This window comes from Thiomonas sp. X19 (genome assembly GCF_900089495.1).
Lineage (GTDB): Bacteria > Pseudomonadota > Gammaproteobacteria > Burkholderiales > Burkholderiaceae_C > Thiomonas_A.
Genome location: NZ_LT605203.1, coordinates 648338 through 667831, shown reverse-complemented (window position 1 = coordinate 667831; position 19494 = coordinate 648338). Strand labels below are relative to the sequence as shown.

The following is a 19494-nucleotide window of genomic DNA, read 5'->3' as shown; positions in this document are numbered from 1 at the left end:
AAAGCAAACAGCCGGCACCGAGCGAGGCCGGTGTCGGCTGTTTGCTTCGCCACGAAGGGCGCGAAGGTGTTTTGCCGGCGCTCAGGCCATGACACCCTCGCGCCGGCTTGTCGCTTACGCTTACTTCAGATGGGCGTTGAGCAGCTTGGTCATTTCGAACATCGTGACCTGGGGCTTGCCGAACACGGCCTTGAGCTTGGCGTCGGCATTGATCATGCGTTTGTTGGCCGGGTCCTGCAGGTTGGCGGCCTTGATGTGCGCCCAGACCTTCTTCACCACCTCGGTGCGCGGCAGCGGCGCGGCGCCCACCACGGCAGCCAGTTGCGGGCTGGGGGTCAGCGGCTTCATGAACGCGGGGTTGGGTGCGCGCTTGGCGGGGGCCGCCGTCTTGGCTGCGGCCGGTTTTGCAGTTGCCATGTTTCAAACTCCATCGATTGCTTGAGGGGGGGCGCACCCGGCTTGCGGCGGCAGGCGCGCGTTCTGTGTGCTGGTCGGCACAGCGGTGCCATGAAAGCTCCGACCCCGCATCTTATAGCCCGGCGCGCTCAGGAGCAGCAAAATGTGCCGCCACAGGCGCCCGAGCCCAAGCCGCCGTGTCGCAAAGCGTGTTCGGATCACGCACCGCGCGCAGCCGTTCAAGCGATTGAGGGGCCAATCGAAATCGGTCATTGCGCTGGGCGCTGGGCTTTCGGCGTGGCGGGCTTCAGAGCGCGCCGACGTCGATTTGCCCCTGCAGCACCGCGCGCGCATCGCCGCCGACCCAGACCTGGCCTTGTGCGTCCTGCGCGATGTGCACGCGGCCGCTGCGGCCCAGGCGCGTGCCTTGCGCGGCCACGTATTGCGCCGGTCGCTCGCCGTTGCCGATCAGCCACTGCGCCAGACTGGCGTTGAGGCTGCCGGTGACGGGGTCTTCGGGCACGCCCACAGGCGAGGCGAAGGCGCGCACTTCAATGGCCGTTTCATGGCCCGGCGCTTGCGGCGCGGCCACGCCGACTTTGACGCGCAGGCGCCTGAGCGCGGCGTGGTCGGGTTCGAGTTGCAGCACGGTGCTCGCCGCGTCCAGCCAAAGCGCGAGCCAGCGCGGGCCGTTGTCCAGCCAGGCGCTGGCGCGCACGTCGGCGGGTGCCAGACCGAGGGCGGTGCAGACCTGGCCGAGCAGGCCTGGTTCCACCGCCTCGGGGCGCATCGGTGGCGCGGCGAAGGCCAGGCGCTGGACCGTCGTGGCGGTCGTCAAGCCGCTGCGCTTCACCGGCACCAGGCCGATGGCGGATTGCTGCATCACCACATCGGCCCGGGCGGGCACACCGCCGCGCTGCAGCCAGGCGGCGCAGGTGCCCAGGGTCGGATGGCCGGCGAAGGGCAGCTCGCCACCGGGGGTGAAGATGCGCAGCCGGTAGTCGGCGCCGGTTTCGGTGGGGCGCAGCACGAAAGTGGTTTCGGACAAACCCAGCCAGGCGGCGATGGCCTGCATGCGGGCGCTGTCCAGCGCGTCGGCGTCGAACACCACGGCCAAGGGGTTGCCGCTGAAGGGCGCGGGTGCGAACACATCGAGCTGCACGAATGGCAGGTTCATGGCGTGGCTTTCAGGTCGTGCGGATCAGCGGCGGCGCAGGGACAGAGCGGGTCTGTTCCGCCTGCGGCGCTTCGCCGAACAAAGCGCCGAGCCGGGCGACGGCGTCTTGCATGATGCCAGCCTCGACATTGGAGAACGACAGGCGCAAGGTGTTGGGCGCGGCGGCGCCGACGTTGAAGGTTTCACCCGGCACATAGGCCACGCCGCGCGCCACGGCCTGTGGCAGCAGGCTCGCAGCGTCCATGCCGGCGGGCAGGGTGAGCCAGACGAACAGGCCGCCTGCGGGCCGGGTCCAGCTCACACCCGCGGGCATGTGGTCGGCCAGGGCTTGGAGCATGGCGTCGCGCCGCGCGCGGTAGATCTGGCGCAGGCCCGGCAGGCCGCGCTCGACCACGCCGGCATGCAGCGCTTCCAGCAGCACCCATTGGTTGAAGCTGGCGGTCTGCAGATCGGCCGCCTGCTTCGCTTGCGCGAGCTTGTCGATCAGCAGCTGCGGCCCGGCGACCCAGGCCAGCCGCAGGCCGGGCGCGAGCACCTTGGAGAAGGTGCCGAGGTGCGCGCCCTGGGCCACGCCGCGCGCGATCAGGCCGGGCGCGGGCGGGGTGTCGAACCACAGCTCGCCATAGGGGTCGTCCTCCACCAGCCAGGCGTTGGACGCGGCGAGTTGCGCAGCCAGGGCGTCGGCACGCGCGGGGGCGATGCTGCGCCCGGCGGGGTTGGAGAAGCGCGGCTGCAGATACGCCATGCGCGCCCCGGGCAAGGCGGCGGCGAGTTGCTCGGGCAAGGGGCCGTCGTCGTCCGCCTCGATGCCCACCAGGTGCGGGCCGTACAGCGCGAAGGCTTGCAGTGCGCCGAGGTAACTGGGGCGCTCGACCAGCACCGGGCTGCCGGCGTCGATCAGCACCTTGCCGAGCAGGTCCAGGCCTTGCTGCGAGCCGCTGGTGATGAGCACTTGCGCCGGCGTGAAGTCCATGCCCTGGGTGCGCAGATACGCCGCCACCCATTCGCGCAGCGGCGCGATGCCCTCGGTGGGGCCGTACTGCAGCGCGGCTCGCGGGCGCTCGCGCAGCACGCGGTCGGCGGCTTCGCGCAAGGCCTCGGCGGGGAAGCTGGCGGCGTCGGGCAGGCCGCCGGCCAGCGACACCACGTCGGCGCGTCCTGCCAGATGCAGCAGATCGCGTATGGCCGAGGAGCGCAGCCGCTCGGCACGCTGCGCCAGGGGCGGGAGCTTGGATTGGGAGGATGGAGGCATCATCGAACGGCGTCCTTGGTGTTGAGGGTGGAGTTGGGCTTGGCGAGGGTTGGAGGCATGGGCGCCGCAGCCCCCGGGGTGGCTGGCGTGGCGAACGTTGCTGCGGCCTCATCCGCTGTGGCCACTGCAGCCGCTGCGGGATGCACCCGCGCCCGCCGCCCCGCCAGCACAGTGGCCATCACGGCCAGGGCGAACAGCAGGGTGGTGGCGTCCAGCCGTTCACCGAGCAACAGGCCGGCGGCGAGCATGGACAAAAACGGTTGCAGCAACTGCACCTGCGACATGCGCACCGTGCCGCCCAGGGCCAGTGCGCGGTACCAGGCGAAAAAACCCAGCCACATCGAGACGATGCCGAGATAGGCCAGTGCGCCCCAAGCCGCCGGCGCGATCGCCGCCGCGTGCTGCGGCCACAGCCAGCACGCGGCGGGCAGGGTGATGGGCAGGCTGAACACCACCGCCCAGCTGATGACTTGCTCGGGCGGCAACTGCCGCGCCAGCAGCGCGCCTCGCGCATAGCCCCAGCCGCCTGCCAGCATCGCCAGTCCGAGCAAGGCATCGGCCGCTTGAAGATGCAGGCCCAGACCCGGCGCGCCGGGATGCGCGTGACCACCCTGACGCAAGGCGTAGGCGCACACCAGCGCACTGCCGCCTGCGGCCCAGAGCCAGAAGGCGGCGCTCGGCCGTTGCCGCGCCAGCATGGCGCCGATGGCTGCCGTCGCCAAAGGCAGCAGACCCAGCATCAGCGAAGCGTGCACCGCATCGACTTGGCGCAACGCCAGGCTGGTCAGCAGCGGAAAACCGAACACCACGCCCGCCGCCACCGAGCCGATGGCCAGCCACAGCCGGCGCGGCGGCCAGGGCGTCCTGCGCCACGCCAGCCAGCACGCCGCCAGCAAACCGGCCAGGGCGGCACGCGCCAGCGCCACGAACAGCGGTGCAAGCTCCGGCGCTGCCGGCGAGCCCACCGCCAGGCGCGTGGCCGGCAAGCTCAGGGCGAAGAGCGCCGTCCCCAGCAGGCCCAGGAGCCAGGCGCGGCCGGGGACAGGCGCGACCGCCTGCGCGCCCGAGCCGTGCGCCAGCGAGCCAGGCGGCGGGCCGGTGCTCTGGCCTGCTGGCGCGGGTTTTGCTGCCGGGTCGGCCGATGGGTCGATGGGTCTGATCATGTTCACAGCCTAAGCGCGTCACCCATACAGAAACCATACACTTTGGCTTTCAGTTGATCAATCTGTATAGGTTGGATCACCATGACAGAAACCTCTTTTCCGTTCCTTGCGACCAGCCCCTTGCACGCCGGGCAGAACCTGCAGACGTGCATCGCCGCGCGCTTCGCCCAGCAAATCCAGGCGCAGTTGCTGGCGGCGGGCAGCCGGCTGCCCTCGGTGCGCGCCTGCGCCCAGCAACACCAGGTGAGCCCGCAGACGGTGGTTGCGGCCTATGACTTGTTGCAGGCCCAGGGCTTGGTCGAAGCCAGGCCGAAGCGCGGTTTTTTCGTGCGCGCCACGCGGCAGGCGCCCCGGCAGTCCGCCACTTCGGCCGCCGCCGCGCCCCTGCCCACTCACGCCACGGCGCTGATGCGCGGCATGTTCGCGCAAATGCATGCCGCGGGTTCCCCGGGCTTGCGCGGCATGCCGGGCGCCGGCACCTTGCCGCCGGATTGGTTGCACACCCCGGCGCTGGCCCAGGCCGTGCGCCGTGTGCTGCGGGAGCGTGAGCTGGAAAGCGTCAGCCTGCACTACGGCCACCCGCTAGGCGACCCGGCGCTGCGCGACGCGCTGGCGCAGCAATTGGCGCAAATGGACATTCGCGCCCGGCCGGAGCAACTGCTCACCTGTCTGGGCGCGACCCAGGCGCTGGACCTGATCGCGCGTGCCTTCACCCGGCCGGGCGACGCGGTGCTGGTGGAGCAGCCGGGCTGGTCGGCGCAGTTCGCCCAGCTCGCCCAATGCGGCCTCGACCCGCTGCCGGTGCCGCGCGGCGCCGACGGACCCGATCTGGAGCGGGTGGCGCATTGGGCACGCACGCGGCGCCCGAAGCTCATGGTGGTCGTCAGCCGGCTGCACAACCCCACCGGCCACGGCCTGAGCGCGGCCAACGCGCACCGCTTGCTGCAGTTGGCGCACGAGCATGGCTTCTTTATCGTCGAAGACGATGTCTACGGCCCTTTGAGCGAACAGCCATCGCCCTTGCTGACGGCGATGGACGCGCTCGATCACACCCTGTTCATCAGCGGCTTTTCCAAGCTGCTGGCGCCGGGTTGGCGGGTGGGTTATGTGGCGGCCTCGCGCGAGCGCATCGAGCGCCTGACCGACCAGAAGCTGCTGAGCAACCTCACCTCGCCGGCGCTGACCGAGCGCAGCCTGGCGATGCTGCTGCAGCAAGGCGTGCTGCGGCGCCAGGCGCAGCAACTGCGCGAACGCCTGGGTACTGCGCGCAAGCAGGCGGTGCGTCAGGCGCTGGCGCAGGGCTGCCGTTTCGAGGCTCCGGCGCAAGGCATGTTCGGCTGGGTGGACACGGGCGTGGACGCCGACCGTCTGGCCCAGCGCCTGCTCGATCAGGGTTATCTGCTCGCTCCGGGCCGCTTGTTCGACCCGCAGGCCGAACCCAGCAGCCGCATGCGCCTGAACTTCGCCCATGCGCTGGACGCCGCGTTCTGGAAGGCCTACGCCTCGGCAGTGGCCGAACTGCGCGCGTGAACGGTCGCAACGCGTTCCCGACTGCGCTCAACGGGTCGTCACGTCGTCGCCTGGCCCGGCTGCTGCGCGGGGCCATCCGGATAGCTCCGCTCGTCAGCTGCCCGCAGCCGCCGCGTCGCGTTGATCGCCGCCGCCCTGGCACCTCGAACCCGGCCGGCTCTACGCGCGGAAATGCGCCGAGGCCCAACCGGCCGCCAGGCACAGCACCACGACCGCCGTCAGACGCGTGCGCAAGCGCAGCCAATCGGCCGCAAGCCGGGTCCAGCGTGCGGCATCCGGCCAGCCTGCGTCCTGCGCGGCGCGGGCGTAGCCGGGCCAGAGCAGGCCGTCCATGGCGCGCGCCAGCAAAACCACCAGAGCGAGCGCCAGCAGGCCCCAGGCACGCGGCATCACCAGGCAGCCCAGCGCCAGCAGGCTTGGGGCCACGCCCCACAGCAGCGCCAGGCGTTGCAGGGGCGCGTCACGCAGCGGCCGTGCCAGCACCACACCCCAATGCACGGCTCCGAGGAAACTCAGCGCCAGCGCTGCATAGGCGCTGAGCAGGCCGAGGGCGAAGGGCTGCATCAAGGCATCGGCCGGGCTGGCCCAGGAGGTCGCAGCGAAGGCGGCGAAGGGGATGACTCCAGCCCAGCCCAGGGCCGTGATCCAGGAGAGAGGCGGCGCGTGGGCGTTGCTGATGCTGTTGGCAGGCGTGGACATGGCGGCGTGTGATGGATGGGGACAGTCGGCGCGAAGTGCGAAGTGCGAAGTGCGAAGTGCGAAGTGCGAAGTGCGATGGGCGAAGTGCGAAGTGCGAAGTGCGAAGTGCGATGGGCGAAGTGCGATGGGCGAATGCGGCGCGATTGTGCCGCCCCCACCGCAATATCGCTGGGCATGGGCGATCCTCACCATGCGTCAAAACGCAAGCGCACAGATCCTAGGCTTGGACAATACTCCCTGCTGTAGGAAACCACGGAGGCGCAGCCAGGCAAGAACGACTGCATGCGGCGGTATAGTTTCGATTGCAACATTTTGTTGCCACTCGAAACAACACGTTCACAAGACCCATCATGCCCCTCACACGCCGCCAACTCGTTGCCGCCGCCCCCTTGCTGTTCGCCCCTGCCATCCTGCGGGCGCAGCAACCCATTGTCATCAAGTTCAGCCATGTGGTTGCGCCGAACACGCCCAAAGGCGCGGCGGCCGAACACTTCAAGAAGCTGGCCGAGGAACGCACGCAAGGGCGGGTCAAGGTCGAGGTGTATCCCAACAGCCAGCTCTACAAGGACAAGGAAGAACTGGAGGCGCTCCAGCTCGGCTCGGTGCAGATGCTCGCGCCCTCCTTGGCCAAGTTCGGGCCGTTGGGAGCGAAGGAATTCGAGCTGTTCGACCTGCCTTACATCTTCGACAACTACGAGGATCTGCACAAGATCACCCAGGGGCCGATCGGCCAGGGGCTGCTGAAAAAACTCGACAGCAAGGGCATTCTCGGCCTGGCGTACTGGGACAACGGCTTCAAGGACATGAGCGCGAACAAGGCCCTGCGCAGCCCGGCGGAAGCCAAGGGCCTGAAGATGCGCATCCAGTCGAGCAAGATACTCGAAATGCAAATGCGCGCCATTGGCGCCATTCCGCAGGTGCTGGCCTTCTCCGAGGTGTACCAGGCGCTGCAGACCGGCGTGGTGGACGGCACGGAAAACCCGCCGTCGAACTTCTACACCCAGAAGTTCTACGAGGTGCAGAAGTTCATGACCCAGACCCAGCATGGCTATCTGGGCTATGCGGTGATCGTCAACAAGCCGTTCTGGGAAGGCCTGCCGGCGGACATCCGCAAAACGCTGGATCAGGCGATGAAAGAATCGACCGAGTTCGCCAACAGCGTGGCGCGCAAAGACAACGAAGACGCCACCGAAGCCGTGCGCAAATCCGGCAAATGCCAGGTGCTGGCGCTCACCCCGGCCGAGCGGCTGGCGTGGAAAAAAGCCATGACACCGGTGTATGCCGAGGCCCAGGCGCGCGTGCCCAAGGCGCTGATGGACGCGGTGTTCAAGGCCACGGGGTTCGATCCGGCCAAGTTGTGATCGCGTGATTGCCCGAAGAAGCCCGTGGCGCAGGTTTGGGCGCGCGGGCTTCTTCGTTTTTCCGATCCCTGCGGAGTCTTTCCATGAACCCCCCGAGCCTTGCCGGGCGCGTGCTCGACCGGCTTGAAGAAACGCTGATCGCCGCACTGATGGCGGCCGCCACGCTGCTGATCTTCGTCGCCGTCGTGCATCGCTACGTTGCCGGCATGCCCATTCCCGGCCTGCAAGACTGGCTGCTGCGCATCAACCTGAGCTGGGCGCAGGAGCTGTGCATTTTCATGTTCGTGTGGATGGCCAAGTTCGGCGCGGCCTACGGCGTGCGCACCGGCATCCATGTCGGCGTCGACGTGCTGGTCAACCGCCTGGCGCCCGCGCGGCGCAAGGCGATGATTCTGTCCGGCCTGCTGGCTGGGGCTTTGTTCACAGGCGTCATCGCCACACTGGGCGGCATCATGGTGTGGAAAATCGGCCATACCTCGCAGGTCTCGTCCGACCTGGAATGGCCGATGTGGATCGTCTATCTCGCGATTCCCCTCGGCTCGGGCCTGATGTGCTTTCGCTTCCTGCAAGTGGCCCGGCGCTTCAACCGCGACGGCGAATTGCCGCACCACGACCCCGGACAGGTCGAGGGGCTGGACGAGCCGCTGGACATTGCGCCGGGGGCCGACAACATCCATCCGCATGCGCGCGTGCGGACCTTGGACGAGACGGCGCCGAGCCAGCCGCAGAGTCGCGGCAAAACCAACGAGGCGGGCGAGCGCCCCCTCGGGGGGCAGGCGCAGGCGGCACCGTGGGGGCTCTCATCATGACCGCCGCCATCATTTTCGGGCTGCTTCTCGCCCTCATGCTCACCGGCATGCCCATCTCCATCGCGCTGGGCCTGACGGTCCTGACCTTCCTGTTCACCATGACGGAGGTGCCGATCCAGGCGGTGGCGATGAAGCTGTTCACCGGAATCGAGAGCTTCGAGATCATGGCGATTCCGTTCTTCATCCTGGCCGGCAATTTCCTCACCCACGGCGGCGTGGCGCGGCGCATGATCACTTTCGCCACCAGCATGGTCGGGCACTGGCCGGGCGGCCTTGGGCTGGCTGCGGTGGTGGCCTGCGCGCTGTTCGCCGCGGTGTCGGGGTCGAGCCCCGCCACGGTGGTGGCCATCGGCTCCATCCTCATCCCGGCCATGCTCAAGGCCGGCTACCCGCCGCGCTTCGGCGCCGGGGTGGTGACGACCTCGGGCGCGCTGGGCATCCTGATTCCACCATCGATCGTCATGGTGCTGTACGCCGTCTCCACCAACTCCTCGGTGGGCGCGCTGTTCATGGCCGGCGTGGTGCCGGGCCTGGTGCTGGCCTTCTTGCTCGGCCTCACCACCTGGTGGCGGGCGTGGCGTGGCGGCTTTCCGCGCAACCCCCGCGCCACTTGGGCCGCGCGAGCCCGGGCCTTGCGCGAAAGCCTGTGGGGCTTGCTGCTCATCGTGCTGGTGCTGGGCGGCATCTACACCGGGTTGTTCACGCCGACCGAGGCGGCGGCGGTGAGCGCGGTGTATGCCTTCATCATCGCCGTGTTCGTCTACAAGGACATGCGCCTGCGCGACGTGCCGCGGGTGCTGCTGGCCTCGGCGAATATGAGCGCGATGCTGCTCTACATCATCACCAACGCCATTCTGTTCTCGTTCCTGATGACTTCGGAGCACATTCCGCAGACCATGGCGCAATGGCTGCTGGATGCCGGCGTCGGCCCCATCGCCTTCCTGCTGCTGGTGAACGTGCTGCTGCTGGTGGCGGGCAATGTGATGGAGCCTTCGTCCATCACCCTGATCATGGCGCCCATCCTGTTTCCGGTGGCGATGAAGCTGGGCATCGACCCCATTCACTTCGGCATCATCATGGTGGTGAACATGGAGGTGGGCATGTGCCACCCGCCCGTGGGGTTGAACCTGTACGTGGCCAGCGGCATCGCCAAGATGGGCATCACCGAACTGACCATCGCGGTCTGGCCGTGGTTGCTCACCATGCTGGGCTTCCTGGGCCTGGTGACCTACTGGCCGGCCTTGTCGCTGGCACTGCCGCGCGCGCTGAGCATGATGCGTTGAACCCCTGGGCGGCGAGTTCGCCGTCCAGGGGTTCAACGGCCGGTCTTCAGGCCGCCTGCCTGTCGGCTTGCTGGCCGTCGATCCAACGTTCCCCCATGTTCGAGCCGAGATAGTTCACGAGATGAAGGCGCTCCTGGAGGGGAGCATCGAGTTCAACTTGATAAAGCGCGATGCCGTATTCGCCGAAGTGCCTGGCGTGCTCGGCGCGAGCCAGCGCTTCCACTTGCTCCTTGTGACCGATGGCCACAACGTAGCTGTGGTGCTCGCGTTCACCGTGGTGGAAGGCCTGGGCGTAATACAACTCGCTTGGGGTGGAGGACATGATGGTTTCCTTGTTTGCGGTGTGATGCAGTGGCTTGAGCGATTCCCCGGATCGCAGTCCAGACATCGACGGTCAGCATGTTCATGTCGTTGGCTTGGATGCCGTTCCCATCAATATTGTGCGACGCACCAAAATTGGGTCGCCAAGGGCGTGTTGTTTTCGCAACCGATTCGACAATGACACCAGCATTTCGCCGGTTTTCATGGTCGAAACCGCCCCGGGCAGCGCAGCGCATCGTTCAGATGGCAAACCACAGATACATGTACAGACTGTTATTGGCGCTGGCGCCTACGCTGCTCCCGTTGAGTTTGTTGTAGGTGGTGTATTGAAGCCCCAATCGAAGATTCTTTTCCGGGTTGGCCCAGCTTTGTCCGTAGGGGTTCCAATCGAGCTCCCAGACCACGCCGTTGCTTTGGACGTTTGATCCGAGGGCTGCCGTGCCATTCACGTTGAAATATTGAATGGTCGCGCCATAGGTGTTATGAATCCAATAAGCGACATTCATGTTCAGCGTTTTCGCGGTGTCGCTCGGATAGGCGCCGAGGGACTGGTCGTAACTGGTCCTCTCCTGCATGTACAAGCCGTTGACCGTGACGCTGTGGGTATCGCCGTTGATGAACTGGTAAGTCCCATCGATGCCGATATCGTTCACACTATCCGTGCCGGAGCTTCCGGTCAAAGATGGCGGCTTCATGCTCATGCCGATGATCCCGCCCTCATAGGTGCTTTGGCCCACGGTGGTCGAGTAATTCGCCCGCAGGTACGGCGCGTACCCCGTGACTCCCCAGGACCCGGTATGCAGCAAGTTTCCCCATTTGTTCGACAGTCCGTGGTAAGCGCCGCCCTCGAGATACCAGTGATTATCGATGAGCGTATAGGCCGTCGTTCCCAGGACGGTACCGCCCAAACTCGCCATCAGCGGCGCGAACGGAACCCCGCCGCTGATCGGGCTGGTCATGAAGCCGTACTGCCATGCGGGCACCGTGTTCCAGACGTCCGAGACGGTCGGGTTGTTGTTCACGGACACGCCGAAGATCCCCGAGGTGCTGCCCAAGGTGTAGTTGTGGGCGTAGCGGATGTCCGTGTTGTCCCACGCCAGGTTGGAAGGCTCAGCCGTCTGCGAATAGGTGGCCTGCCCCATCATCCCGATGTGGTCGGTCAGCCGCCCGGCGAGAAAAATGGAGGCTTGTTGCAAGGCGACGAAGTTGTCGTTGCCATGCATGCCGTTGTAGAAGGGCGTCTGATTCTCGGTCGTGTGCGTGAACGAGGACACGAGCATCGCCGACAAGGGGATGTGAGCCTTGCCGTCGCTCATCGTGTAGCCACTGAGCTTGAAGGCACGGCCAAAGGGCGTCAGTTGTGGGCCGAAGCCACCGACGTGGCAGGCAATGCAAGCCTGGCCGGTCTGGCGGGCAAAGGCCGGCACAGCCTGTGCGGGCGTGCTCAGCAGCCCGATGCCCAGCAGGGCCAGAACAGCAAACGCGATGGAGCGCCATGCTTGGCGCCAAACCGATCCTGGCGCGCTAGAGACATAAGGCGCAACGCCAAGTGTTGAGGATTTCATGATGGTTCCTTTCCCTGGGTTGGGGGCAGGCGAAGGTCTACCCTGGAACCATTGTCGAGGGCCTCGGAGTCAAGAAATTGACCTGCATCAAACAGTCGCAATGTTGAATGTTGCGAACGCACATTTCGTCTTGCGCAAGCAACATGCAGGAGCGTGCATGTTGAACAACGACAACACGCGGCCAACATGCCGCGTGCCCGTTCTAGGGCCTAGACACCGGCCCAACGCACCAGTTCCGGCGCCGGCATCACGCCCGACTGGCGCTTGGCCTCGTGCCCGCCCCGGAACAGCAGCAGCGTCGGGATGCTGCGGATGCGGTGACGCACCGAGGCCTGCGGGTTATCGTCCGAGTTCACCTTCACCAGCAAGGCGCGGCCCTTGAGCAGTTTGGCGGCCTGCTCGAACTGCGGCGCCATCTGGCGGCAGGGTCCGCACCAGGGCGCCCAGAAATCGGCGATCACCGGCAGCTCGTTCTTGCTGACGAAGCGCTCGAAGTTGGCATCGCTCAACTCCAGCGGCTCGCCGGTGAACAGGGCTTGATGGCAGCTTCCGCATTGCGGATCGTGCGCCACGCGCTCGGGCGGAACGCGGTTGAGGCTGTTGCAATGAGGGCAGACGATCAGCATGGCGACTCCGGGTTGCATGAACGGCGGATGCGCGGCTGGCGCCGGCATCGACCCAAACCACATGAGGGTGGCGGGGCGAAGTTCAAGCGGTGGTGTGACATCCACCAGGGCTTTGGACGGCAAGCGGCGGGGCGCTCCCGCTTGGTGTCGCGCGCACCTGCCGTTACAGTAGTGCGAACCTGACGCATGCGAACCCGAGGAGCGACCCAGACATGCCACGTATTGCCTACACCCCCGTCGACCTGGACGAGCCGGCCGATCTGGTGGACGCCATTCGCGCGCGGCGCGGCGGCAAGCTGCTCAACCTCGATCGCATGTTGCTGCACAGCCCGGCTTTCGCGCGCGGCTGGAACGGCTTTCTCGGCGCCGTGCGCACGCAACTCGACCTCGATCCGCTGCTGCGCGAACTCGCCATCTGCACCGTCGCCCTGCTCAATCATGCGCAGTACGAATTCGCCCATCACGCGCCTGAGTTTCTCGCCGCCGGCGGCACCGCGACACAACTCGCGGCCCTGGCCAATGTGCCGCATGCGGTGGACGACGCCGTGCTGTTCTCCCCGGCGCAGCGCGTGACCCTGGCGATTGCTTACGAGATGACCCGGCGGGTGAAGGTGAACGAGGCCTATTTCGCCGCCGCCCGCGCCGCCATGCCGCCGCAGCAGGTGGTGGAGCTGGTGGGCGTGATCGCCACCTACAACATGGTGTCGCGTTTTCTCGTCGCGCTCGGGGTGGACATCGAGACCCCGGCGCAGCCGTCCGAGGCCGGGGTGTTCGAAGCCGCCACCGGCATCTCGCTCGACGACCTCGCCGCACTGCCGCCCAGGGGCCGCGCGTGAGCCTGCGCCTGCACAGGAGCCCGGGCCCGAGACTGCATCAGCGCCCGCATCTGCAGCGCTCCATCTTGCCAGGGCCATCACCAATCGAACCGGAGTGCTGCCCATGGCCTCGTTGATCCGTCTCGCGTTCGACAATTTCCCGCTCACCCTGCTGCTGCTCGGCGTGCTGCTGGCCATGGCGTCGCTCGCGCTCACGCGGCGCGAGCGTACCCCTGAACGCATTGCCTCCACCTTTCTGCGCTGGTTCCTGCTGTGCTCGGTGGGCCTGAGTTTTTTCATCAACTTCGTGTTCCACAGCTTTTATGGCGACCTGGCCGCGCGCTTGATCGGCTGGGCACCCAGCCCCTTCCAGTATGAGGTGGGAACGGCCAGCCTGGGCTTCGCCCTGGTGGGGGTTTTCGCCGCGTTCGGTGGCCTCGGTTTACGCCTCGCCGCCGTGCTCGGCCCCGCGGCCTTCCTCTGGGGCGCGGCCATCGGCCATGGGGTGCAACTGCAGCAAGCGCACGACTATGCCCAGGGCAATGTCGGCGCCATGCTCGGCACCGACATCCTCGTCCCCCTCGTCGGCTTCGCCCTGCTCGCCTGGCAAGCCAAGGCACAGAGCCGGCGCAGCGTGTTCGCGCGTTCGCGGCTCTAGGAGGCTGTCGGACTTGAACCCGAGCGAATCCGATTGATCAGTGCGACGCGTTTTTTTTGACAGCGGCGCGCTGATCGAACGCTCTCGATGGTTGGCGAGACACTGTGAGGGCACATGGGGCGGCCTGGGGACTCGGTTTTGGCGTGGTCGGGGCGCACTATTGCCCTCACGCGGCTCGCAGGACGTGCATGCGCTTGATGTTCCAAGCCATGGTCACCAAGCTCCATTCGCCTTGTGCCTTGGCCAGCCCGCGCATGCTCATCTGGCGCCAACCCATCACTTGCTTGATGATGCCGAACACCGGCTCCACTGTCTGCTTGCGCAGGCCGTACAGGGCTCGGCCTGCTTGCGTGCCCAGGCGGTGTGCCATCTGCACGAGCGGATCCGTCGTCTGGGGCTCGGGCACATCGGGTGCAAAGCGCCCCATCACCGGCGTGTGATGCGACTCCCGCTTGAGCGCCAGCAGCGGCTCGATACCCGCGTCGTTGCACGCGATCACGTTGGCTTGGCTGAAGAAGCCGTTGTCCGTGATGAGCGTGTGCACCTCGCCCAGCACCGCGGGTAACGCTTGGATCTGCTGCAGCGTAGGCACAACTTCGCGCTTGTCGTTGGATGCCTGGCTCACATGCTGGGTGATCACCATCATCGTCGCGATGTCCACGCCGGCTTGTGCGTTGTAGCTTTGCTCGAAGCCCCCACCCGACACGGGCATGATGCGCGACTCTTCATCCGTGAGGTTGACCTGATCGCTGCTCCGGGGGCCGGCCTCTGGCGGCTCAGGGTCCTTGCCGCGCGGCTTCTTGCCCGCCTCGCGCTGGGCTTGGCGCTTGGCGGTCTTGGCCTCGTACTCCTGCTGCTCGACCTGATGGCGTTCGCTGGCGCGCTGCTCGATCTTGGCCTTGGCCTGCGCGATTGCGCTCAAGCGATCTGCACGCAGGGCGATCTCCGCCGGCACATCCATGCCGTCGGGTACCGTCGCGCGGTCGCTGTTCTCTGCCAGCGCCAGCAGCGTTTGTACTTCCTGGCGCAGCTGCGCCTCGATCTTGTTGGCATGAGCCCACGACAAGGCCTTGTGCTTGCTGGCGTTGGCGTCGATCTTGGTGCCATCCAGCGCGATGTGTCCGAGCTTGAGCAGCTTCATCTCGCGCGCCAGAACCAGCACCTGCACGAACAGTGCCTCCACCTCCTTCAAGAAGCGGCGGCGGAACGTCGCCAGCGTGTCGTGATCGGGGTGGGTATTGGCCGCAACAAAGCGGAACGCCACCGAGTCGTAGGTCGCCCGCTCGATCTTGCGGCTGGAGTGCACGCCGTTGGCGTAGCCGTAGATCAGCAGGCCCAGCAGCACCGCCGGATGGTGCGCCGCCGAGCCCCGGCCTGCGTACTGTCGGGCCAGATCGCCCAGATCAAGCTGCTCGATGACTTCGACCACGAAGCGCGCCAAGTGATCAGTGGGCAGCCATTCGTCCACCGACGGTGGCAACAGATATGCGGTGTCTCGGTCAACAGGGACGAAGCGGCTCATCGGCTCGGGCTCTCGGTTGTGCAGCAGCAATTGTCTCGGATAGCGTCTTCATCCGGAAGACCGCAAAGTCCGACAGTCTCCTAGGCCGGGTTGATCAACGCCGCGAGCGCAGCCAGCCGCGGCAGGCTGCGCGCGGCGCGGCTGCCATACCAGGAGCACCATTCGCCGTCGATCAGGCGCACCTCGGGGTGCAGGCCACGCGCCGCGAGCAGGGCGCGCGCCGCATCCACATCGCGGTGCTGGAAGCGGTAAGGCTCGGTCGACAGCAGCACCAGATCCACCTCGCGCAGCCAGGGCGCATCCCAGCCGAACACCGGGTAGCGCGCCGCGCCGGGTGTGGCCATGCCATCGCCACCCACCACCTCCGGCAGCGTGTTCCAGCCAACGCAGGCCAGGGTGCGCGCGATATAGGTGTCGCGCGCCACGGTCATCCACGGCTCGCGCCAGATGAGGTAAAGGACGCGGCGCGCCGGCCAGGGTTGGGCCGCCAGGGCGGCGAGTTGCGCCTGCAAGGCGTTTGCAAGCTGCAGTGCGCGAACTTTCACGCCGGGCGCGTCACCGAACAGTTCGCCCAGCAGCGCCAGCAGCGCAAGGTTGTCAGCCGGCGCCTGCGGATGCGTCACCACCACCTGCGGCACGAAGGTGCGCAGCGCAGCCACGGTTTCACGCGTGTTCTCGTCCACATTCACCAGCACATGGCTGGGGGCCAGCGCACGCAGGCGCGCGAGGTTCACGTCCTTGGTGCCACCCACCTTGGGTACGGCGCGCACCGCTGCAGCGGGGTGGATGCAAAACCCGGTGCGCGCCACCACTTGCGCTCCCAGGCCCAGATCGAACAGGGTTTCGGTCAAGCTGGGGACCAGGCTGGCGATGCGCGTTTCGGCGCCCGCCGGAGCAAAGCGCTGGCCCAGCGCGTCGACGGCGTCGCGGTTGCCGGAAGAGGATGTGCGGACGGCTTGCATGGACAGATGCGGTGACTGGCGATTGTCGCAAGCTCGTCGGCCCGGGTTTGCGGCCATGTGCCTGCGCGCCGCAGCGACCGACTTCGCGGGACAGCAACGAATCGCCGCCTTGCAGCGAAGCGGCGGCGCAAGCCGCCTACGGCTGATGCGGCTTGCGCGGTTTGCGCCGCTGCCCGGCCATGATGGGGTCGTACCAGGCGCGCGGCAGCACATGCAGCAGCTTGCTCACCACGGCCATCGGCCAGGGGATGGTGGCGTAGGCACGGCCGCACTCGATGACGCGCAGCGCGCGGCGCGCAAAAGCGTCCGGCAGCATGAGAAAGGGCATGGGAAAGGGATTGCCCGCCGTGAGCGGCGTGGCGACATAACCGGGGCTGATGGTGACCACGCGCACGCCCGAGCCGCGCAACTCCACGCGCAGGCTCTCCAGCGCGTGAATCAGCGCCGCCTTGCTCGCGCAGTAAGCCGCGTGCCCCGGCAGGCCGCGCACGCCGGCAACACTGGCAACGCCCACCAGCGTGCCGTTGCCGCGCGCGCGCATGGGTGCAATGAAGGGCGCCAACGTGGCCAAGGCCGCCAGCCAGTTGCTGTCCATCACCTCGCGCGCCGCAGCCAAGTCTTCCGGGCGCGCCAGGTCCACGCCATGGCTGATGCCGGCGTTGGCGATGACCACCTGCGGGCAGCCCCAGGCTTGCACCAGGGCGCCGGCTTGCTCGCGCCAGGCTTCGGTTTGCAACAAATCGAGGGTGATGAGGCGAATGCGTCCGGGGTCCACGCCTTGCATGCCCTGCGCCCGGGCGCATGCTGCGGCGGTGGCGCGCAAGGCTTCGGCCTTGCGGCCCACCAGCACCAGCCGCCAGCCACGCGCGGCATAGGCCTGCGCGAGCGCCGCGCCGATGCCGCTGGATGCGCCGGTGATGAGAACGGTGGGTGGATGCGTGGCGTCGGTTTGGGCGTTCATGGACGATGTCCTGCTGGAAAAATTCTCAAGGCGGCGAAGGGCCGTTCCCGAGTTTCCTTCATCCCCTCGGATGGCGGGTAGCGCACGCGGCGCCCTGGGGCAATCAACCCCCTGCGCCCGCCAGCTTGCCACTCACCTTGCCCTGCATGGCGAAAGTCCCGTCCAGTCCGTTCATCTCCAGGCTGCCGCCGGAGAACACCGTGGCGCCGCGTTGCACCGTGGTCGGCCGGTTCGACGAGAGCCGCTGGGCATTGGGGAAGATGTTGAGGAAGTCGCTGCGCACGGTGAGTTCCGGCGCGCCGGGCACGGAGCGATGCACCACCGCGTCGCCGAGCAATTGCACATTGCTGGCGTCGGCGTTGCTGATGCCGTTTTGCGCCTGCGCCGTGGTCATCACGCCTTGCGGGCTCAGGACGCGCAACACCGGCGCGGTGATGTGCACGGTGTTGTTGCCGGGGATGTGCTGCATCGCCGCGCCGCTGAGCTGGGCGGTGAGCTGGCCCCGGGCGTTGAACGAGCTGGTGTGAAAGTCGTGCAGGAAATAATCGGGCTTTTGCGGCGGTTCGGGCGCACCGCCTGGGCCGTGTCCGGCATGCATGGCCTCCCGCGCCACCCACCAGCTGAACGCCGCCAGCAGCACCATGAGCAGCGGCGGCAGGAACGTGGACATGCGGCGCCACAGGCGCATCCAGCGTGACATGGTGTTAGCCCCGGGCAGGCGAAGACGGCACCGCCGGCCTCGGCAGGCCCTCCTCCTCGCCAGCGATGGTCCGTTCGAGCAGGCGGCGGTACGCGCCTTGCGCCACCAGCAGCAGATCGCAGATCTCGCGCACCGCGCCGAAACCGGCCGCAGCCGCCGTGCGGTAATGCACCCGCGCCAACACTTCCGGATGCGCCTCGGGCGGGCAGGCGGCGAGTTGCGCGCGCACCAGCAGGGGCAGGTCGGGCCAGTCGTCACCCATCACGGCGGCCTGCTCCCAGCTCAGACCCAGCTCGCGCAGAATGCCTTCGGCCCCCGGCAGCTTGCGCGACTTGCCGAGCACGGCATGGGCCTCCAGCCCCAGCTCGCGCAGACGCTCGCGCAGCGGTGGGCTGTCGCGGCCCGACACCACCACCGGCAGCACGCCGCTTGCGGCCAGCAACTTGAGGCCGTGGCCGTCGAGTGTGGAGAAGCGCTTGATGACTTCGCCGCCCTCGCCCACCAGCAGATCGCCGGGAGTGAGCACGCCGTCGACGTCGAGCAGCAGCACGCGCGCGGCTTGCGCCCGCAGCAGGACTTCGGCGTCGAAGTTCAGACGCGGGCGGGTATCGAAGGCGGCAGGGGTTGGCGTCATGGCTTGCTCGGGCACTCACACCACCTTGGCGGCGAACAGGTCGTGCATGTTCAGCGCGCCGATGGGCTGGTTGTGCGCGTCCACCACCAGCATCTGGTTGACGCGGTGCTGCTCCATCATCTGCACCGCCTCGACGGCCAGCGCGCCCTCGCCGATGGTGCGCGGATTCGGGTGCATGGCCTGGCCGGCCGAGAGCTGGCGCAGGTCCACGCCGCGTTCGAGCAGGCGGCGCAAATCGCCGTCGGTGATGACGCCGAGCAGCGCGCCGGCATCGTCCACCACCGCGGTCATGCCCAGGCCCTTGCGCGTCATCTCCAGCAGCGCGGCGGAGAACGGCGCGGCCTGCCCGACGCGCGGCACGGCGTCGCCGGCGCGCATCACGTCGGCCACATGGGTGAGCAGCTTGCGCCCCAGGCTGCCGCCGGGATGGGTGCGGGCGAAATCGTCGGGGCCGAAGCCGCGCGCATCCAGCAGCGCCACGGCCAGTGCGTCGCCCAGCGCCAGTTGCGCGGTGGTGCTGGCCGTGGGCGCGAGGTTCATCGGGCAGGCTTCCTGCTCCACGGCGCAATCGAGGTGGATGTCGGCATGCTGCGCCAGGGTGGAATCGACACGCCCGGTGATGGTGATGAGCTTGGCGCCCAGGCGCTTGATCAGCGGCACGATGCGCACCAGTTCCTCGCTCTCCCCCGAGTTGGACAGGGCGATGAACACATCGGCATCGGTCACCATGCCTAAGTCGCCGTGGCTGGCATCGGCCGGGTGCACGAAGTAGGCCGGGGTTCCGGTGGACGCCAGCGTGGCCGCCAGCTTGCGCGCAATATGTCCGCTCTTGCCCATGCCCGACACCACCACGCGGCCGCTGCAGGCCAGGATGCAGCGCACGGCCGCGGTGAACGCATCGGCCAGCGGCGGCTGGCCGATGCGCTCGGCCAGGGCCAGCACGGCGGCGGCCTCGATCTGCAGGGTGTTGCGCCCCAGTTGCAGGGCTTGTTCGGGATGGAATACGGGCTTCATCGGGGGGCAGTATAGGCAGCGGGGGCAGCTTGGCGGGTGGCGACTT

At 67.5% G+C, this 19494-nt stretch carries 19 protein-coding genes and 1 pseudogene; 6 read left to right on the top strand and 14 right to left on the bottom strand.

Going from position 1 to position 19494, the window contains the following annotated elements; all coding sequences use genetic code 11:
- Positions 1-120: 120 nt before the first annotated feature.
- From THIX_RS03185 to THIX_RS03170, 4 genes are all read right to left on the bottom strand, one after another.
- Complete coding sequence (locus THIX_RS03185) at positions 121-417, bottom strand: SWIB/MDM2 domain-containing protein (protein ID WP_112484875.1); 297 nt, start codon at positions 415-417, stop codon at positions 121-123.
- A gap of 286 nt (positions 418-703) precedes the next feature.
- Positions 704-1573: a PhzF family phenazine biosynthesis protein gene (locus tag THIX_RS03180; RefSeq protein WP_112484873.1), complete on the bottom strand. Its 870-nt coding sequence runs from the start codon at positions 1571-1573 to the stop codon at positions 704-706.
- Positions 1574-1583: 10 nt separating this feature from the next.
- A complete protein-coding gene (locus tag THIX_RS03175) occupies positions 1584-2828 on the bottom strand; it encodes a PLP-dependent aminotransferase family protein (protein ID WP_233224368.1) in 1245 nt (414 codons plus the stop codon).
- Positions 2825-3988, bottom strand: a complete 1164-nt coding sequence (locus THIX_RS03170) for a DMT family transporter (protein ID WP_112484869.1) — start codon at positions 3986-3988, stop codon at positions 2825-2827. The genes THIX_RS03175 and THIX_RS03170 overlap by 4 nt, the downstream gene beginning before the upstream one ends.
- An 81-nt stretch (positions 3989-4069) precedes the next feature.
- On the opposite strand from THIX_RS03170, the gene THIX_RS03165 reads away from it, so the two are divergent.
- Positions 4070-5518 (top strand): PLP-dependent aminotransferase family protein, encoded by a 1449-nt coding sequence (locus tag THIX_RS03165; protein WP_112484867.1) that lies wholly within the window; start codon positions 4070-4072, stop codon positions 5516-5518.
- Positions 5519-5677: 159 nt separating this feature from the next.
- Here the strand turns inward: THIX_RS03165 and THIX_RS03160 are convergent, their stop codons facing one another.
- Entirely contained in the window at positions 5678-6217 is a 540-nt protein-coding gene (locus THIX_RS03160; RefSeq protein WP_158540788.1) for a DUF3429 domain-containing protein, read from the bottom strand.
- A 350-nt stretch (positions 6218-6567) separates the two neighbouring features.
- Between THIX_RS03160 and THIX_RS03155 the strand changes: the two genes are divergently transcribed.
- The 3 genes and pseudogenes from THIX_RS03155 to THIX_RS03145 all read left to right on the top strand — a co-directional run bounded on the left by THIX_RS03155 (position 6568) and on the right by THIX_RS03145 (position 9670).
- Positions 6568-7578: a TRAP transporter substrate-binding protein gene (locus THIX_RS03155; RefSeq protein WP_112484863.1), complete on the top strand. Its 1011-nt coding sequence runs from the start codon at positions 6568-6570 to the stop codon at positions 7576-7578.
- Positions 7579-7661: 83 nt separating this feature from the next.
- Positions 7662-8225 (top strand): annotated as a pseudogene (locus tag THIX_RS03150) (TRAP transporter small permease); the annotation flags it as partial.
- Between the two features lie 158 nt (positions 8226-8383).
- The gene (locus tag THIX_RS03145) at positions 8384-9670 is read left to right on the top strand and encodes a TRAP transporter large permease (protein WP_112484858.1); all 1287 of its coding nucleotides are present in this window, start codon (positions 8384-8386) and stop codon (positions 9668-9670) included.
- Positions 9671-9716: 46 nt separating this feature from the next.
- On the opposite strand, the gene THIX_RS03140 is transcribed toward THIX_RS03145, so the two are convergent.
- The 3 genes from THIX_RS03140 to trxC form a co-directional block, all read right to left on the bottom strand.
- Complete coding sequence (locus tag THIX_RS03140; protein WP_112488109.1) at positions 9717-9992, bottom strand: hypothetical protein; 276 nt, start codon at positions 9990-9992, stop codon at positions 9717-9719.
- 238 nt (positions 9993-10230) lie between these two features.
- A complete protein-coding gene (locus THIX_RS03135; RefSeq protein ID WP_112484856.1) occupies positions 10231-11556 on the bottom strand; it encodes a cytochrome c1 protein in 1326 nt (441 codons plus the stop codon).
- A 209-nt stretch (positions 11557-11765) separates the two neighbouring features.
- Complete coding sequence (gene trxC, locus THIX_RS03130; protein WP_112488108.1) at positions 11766-12182, bottom strand: thioredoxin TrxC; 417 nt, start codon at positions 12180-12182, stop codon at positions 11766-11768.
- 212 nt (positions 12183-12394) lie between these two features.
- Here trxC and THIX_RS03125 point away from each other — a divergent pair, with 212 nt between their 5' ends.
- Both THIX_RS03125 and THIX_RS03120 read left to right on the top strand, forming a co-directional pair.
- Positions 12395-13018 carry a carboxymuconolactone decarboxylase family protein gene (locus THIX_RS03125; RefSeq protein ID WP_112484853.1) on the top strand — a complete coding sequence of 208 codons (624 nt, stop codon included), beginning with the start codon at positions 12395-12397 and terminating at the stop codon, positions 13016-13018.
- 103 nt (positions 13019-13121) lie between these two features.
- Positions 13122-13655: a DUF6790 family protein gene (locus THIX_RS03120; protein ID WP_112484851.1), complete on the top strand. Its 534-nt coding sequence runs from the start codon at positions 13122-13124 to the stop codon at positions 13653-13655.
- 166 nt (positions 13656-13821) lie between these two features.
- Here THIX_RS03120 and THIX_RS03115 read toward each other — a convergent pair whose 3' ends face one another.
- The 6 genes from THIX_RS03115 to THIX_RS03090 form a co-directional block, all read right to left on the bottom strand.
- Entirely contained in the window at positions 13822-15177 is a 1356-nt protein-coding gene (locus THIX_RS03115; protein ID WP_112484377.1) for an IS1182-like element ISThsp16 family transposase, read from the bottom strand.
- 80 nt (positions 15178-15257) lie between these two features.
- On the bottom strand, positions 15258-16139 hold the full coding sequence (locus THIX_RS03110) for a helical backbone metal receptor (RefSeq protein ID WP_112484848.1): 882 nt from the start codon (positions 16137-16139) through the stop codon (positions 15258-15260).
- A 136-nt stretch (positions 16140-16275) separates the two neighbouring features.
- Positions 16276-17100 carry an SDR family oxidoreductase gene (locus tag THIX_RS03105; RefSeq protein ID WP_112484846.1) on the bottom strand — a complete coding sequence of 275 codons (825 nt, stop codon included), beginning with the start codon at positions 17098-17100 and terminating at the stop codon, positions 16276-16278.
- Between the two features lie 103 nt (positions 17101-17203).
- The gene (lptC, locus tag THIX_RS03100; RefSeq protein WP_233224367.1) at positions 17204-17800 is read right to left on the bottom strand and encodes an LPS export ABC transporter periplasmic protein LptC; all 597 of its coding nucleotides are present in this window, start codon (positions 17798-17800) and stop codon (positions 17204-17206) included.
- A 4-nt stretch (positions 17801-17804) separates the two neighbouring features.
- Positions 17805-18434 (bottom strand): HAD family hydrolase, encoded by a 630-nt coding sequence (locus tag THIX_RS03095; protein WP_112488107.1) that lies wholly within the window; start codon positions 18432-18434, stop codon positions 17805-17807.
- Between the two features lie 15 nt (positions 18435-18449).
- Positions 18450-19448, bottom strand: coding sequence for an SIS domain-containing protein (locus THIX_RS03090; protein ID WP_112484842.1), 999 nt, complete (start codon positions 19446-19448; stop codon positions 18450-18452).
- Between the last annotated feature and the right edge of the window lie 46 nt (positions 19449-19494).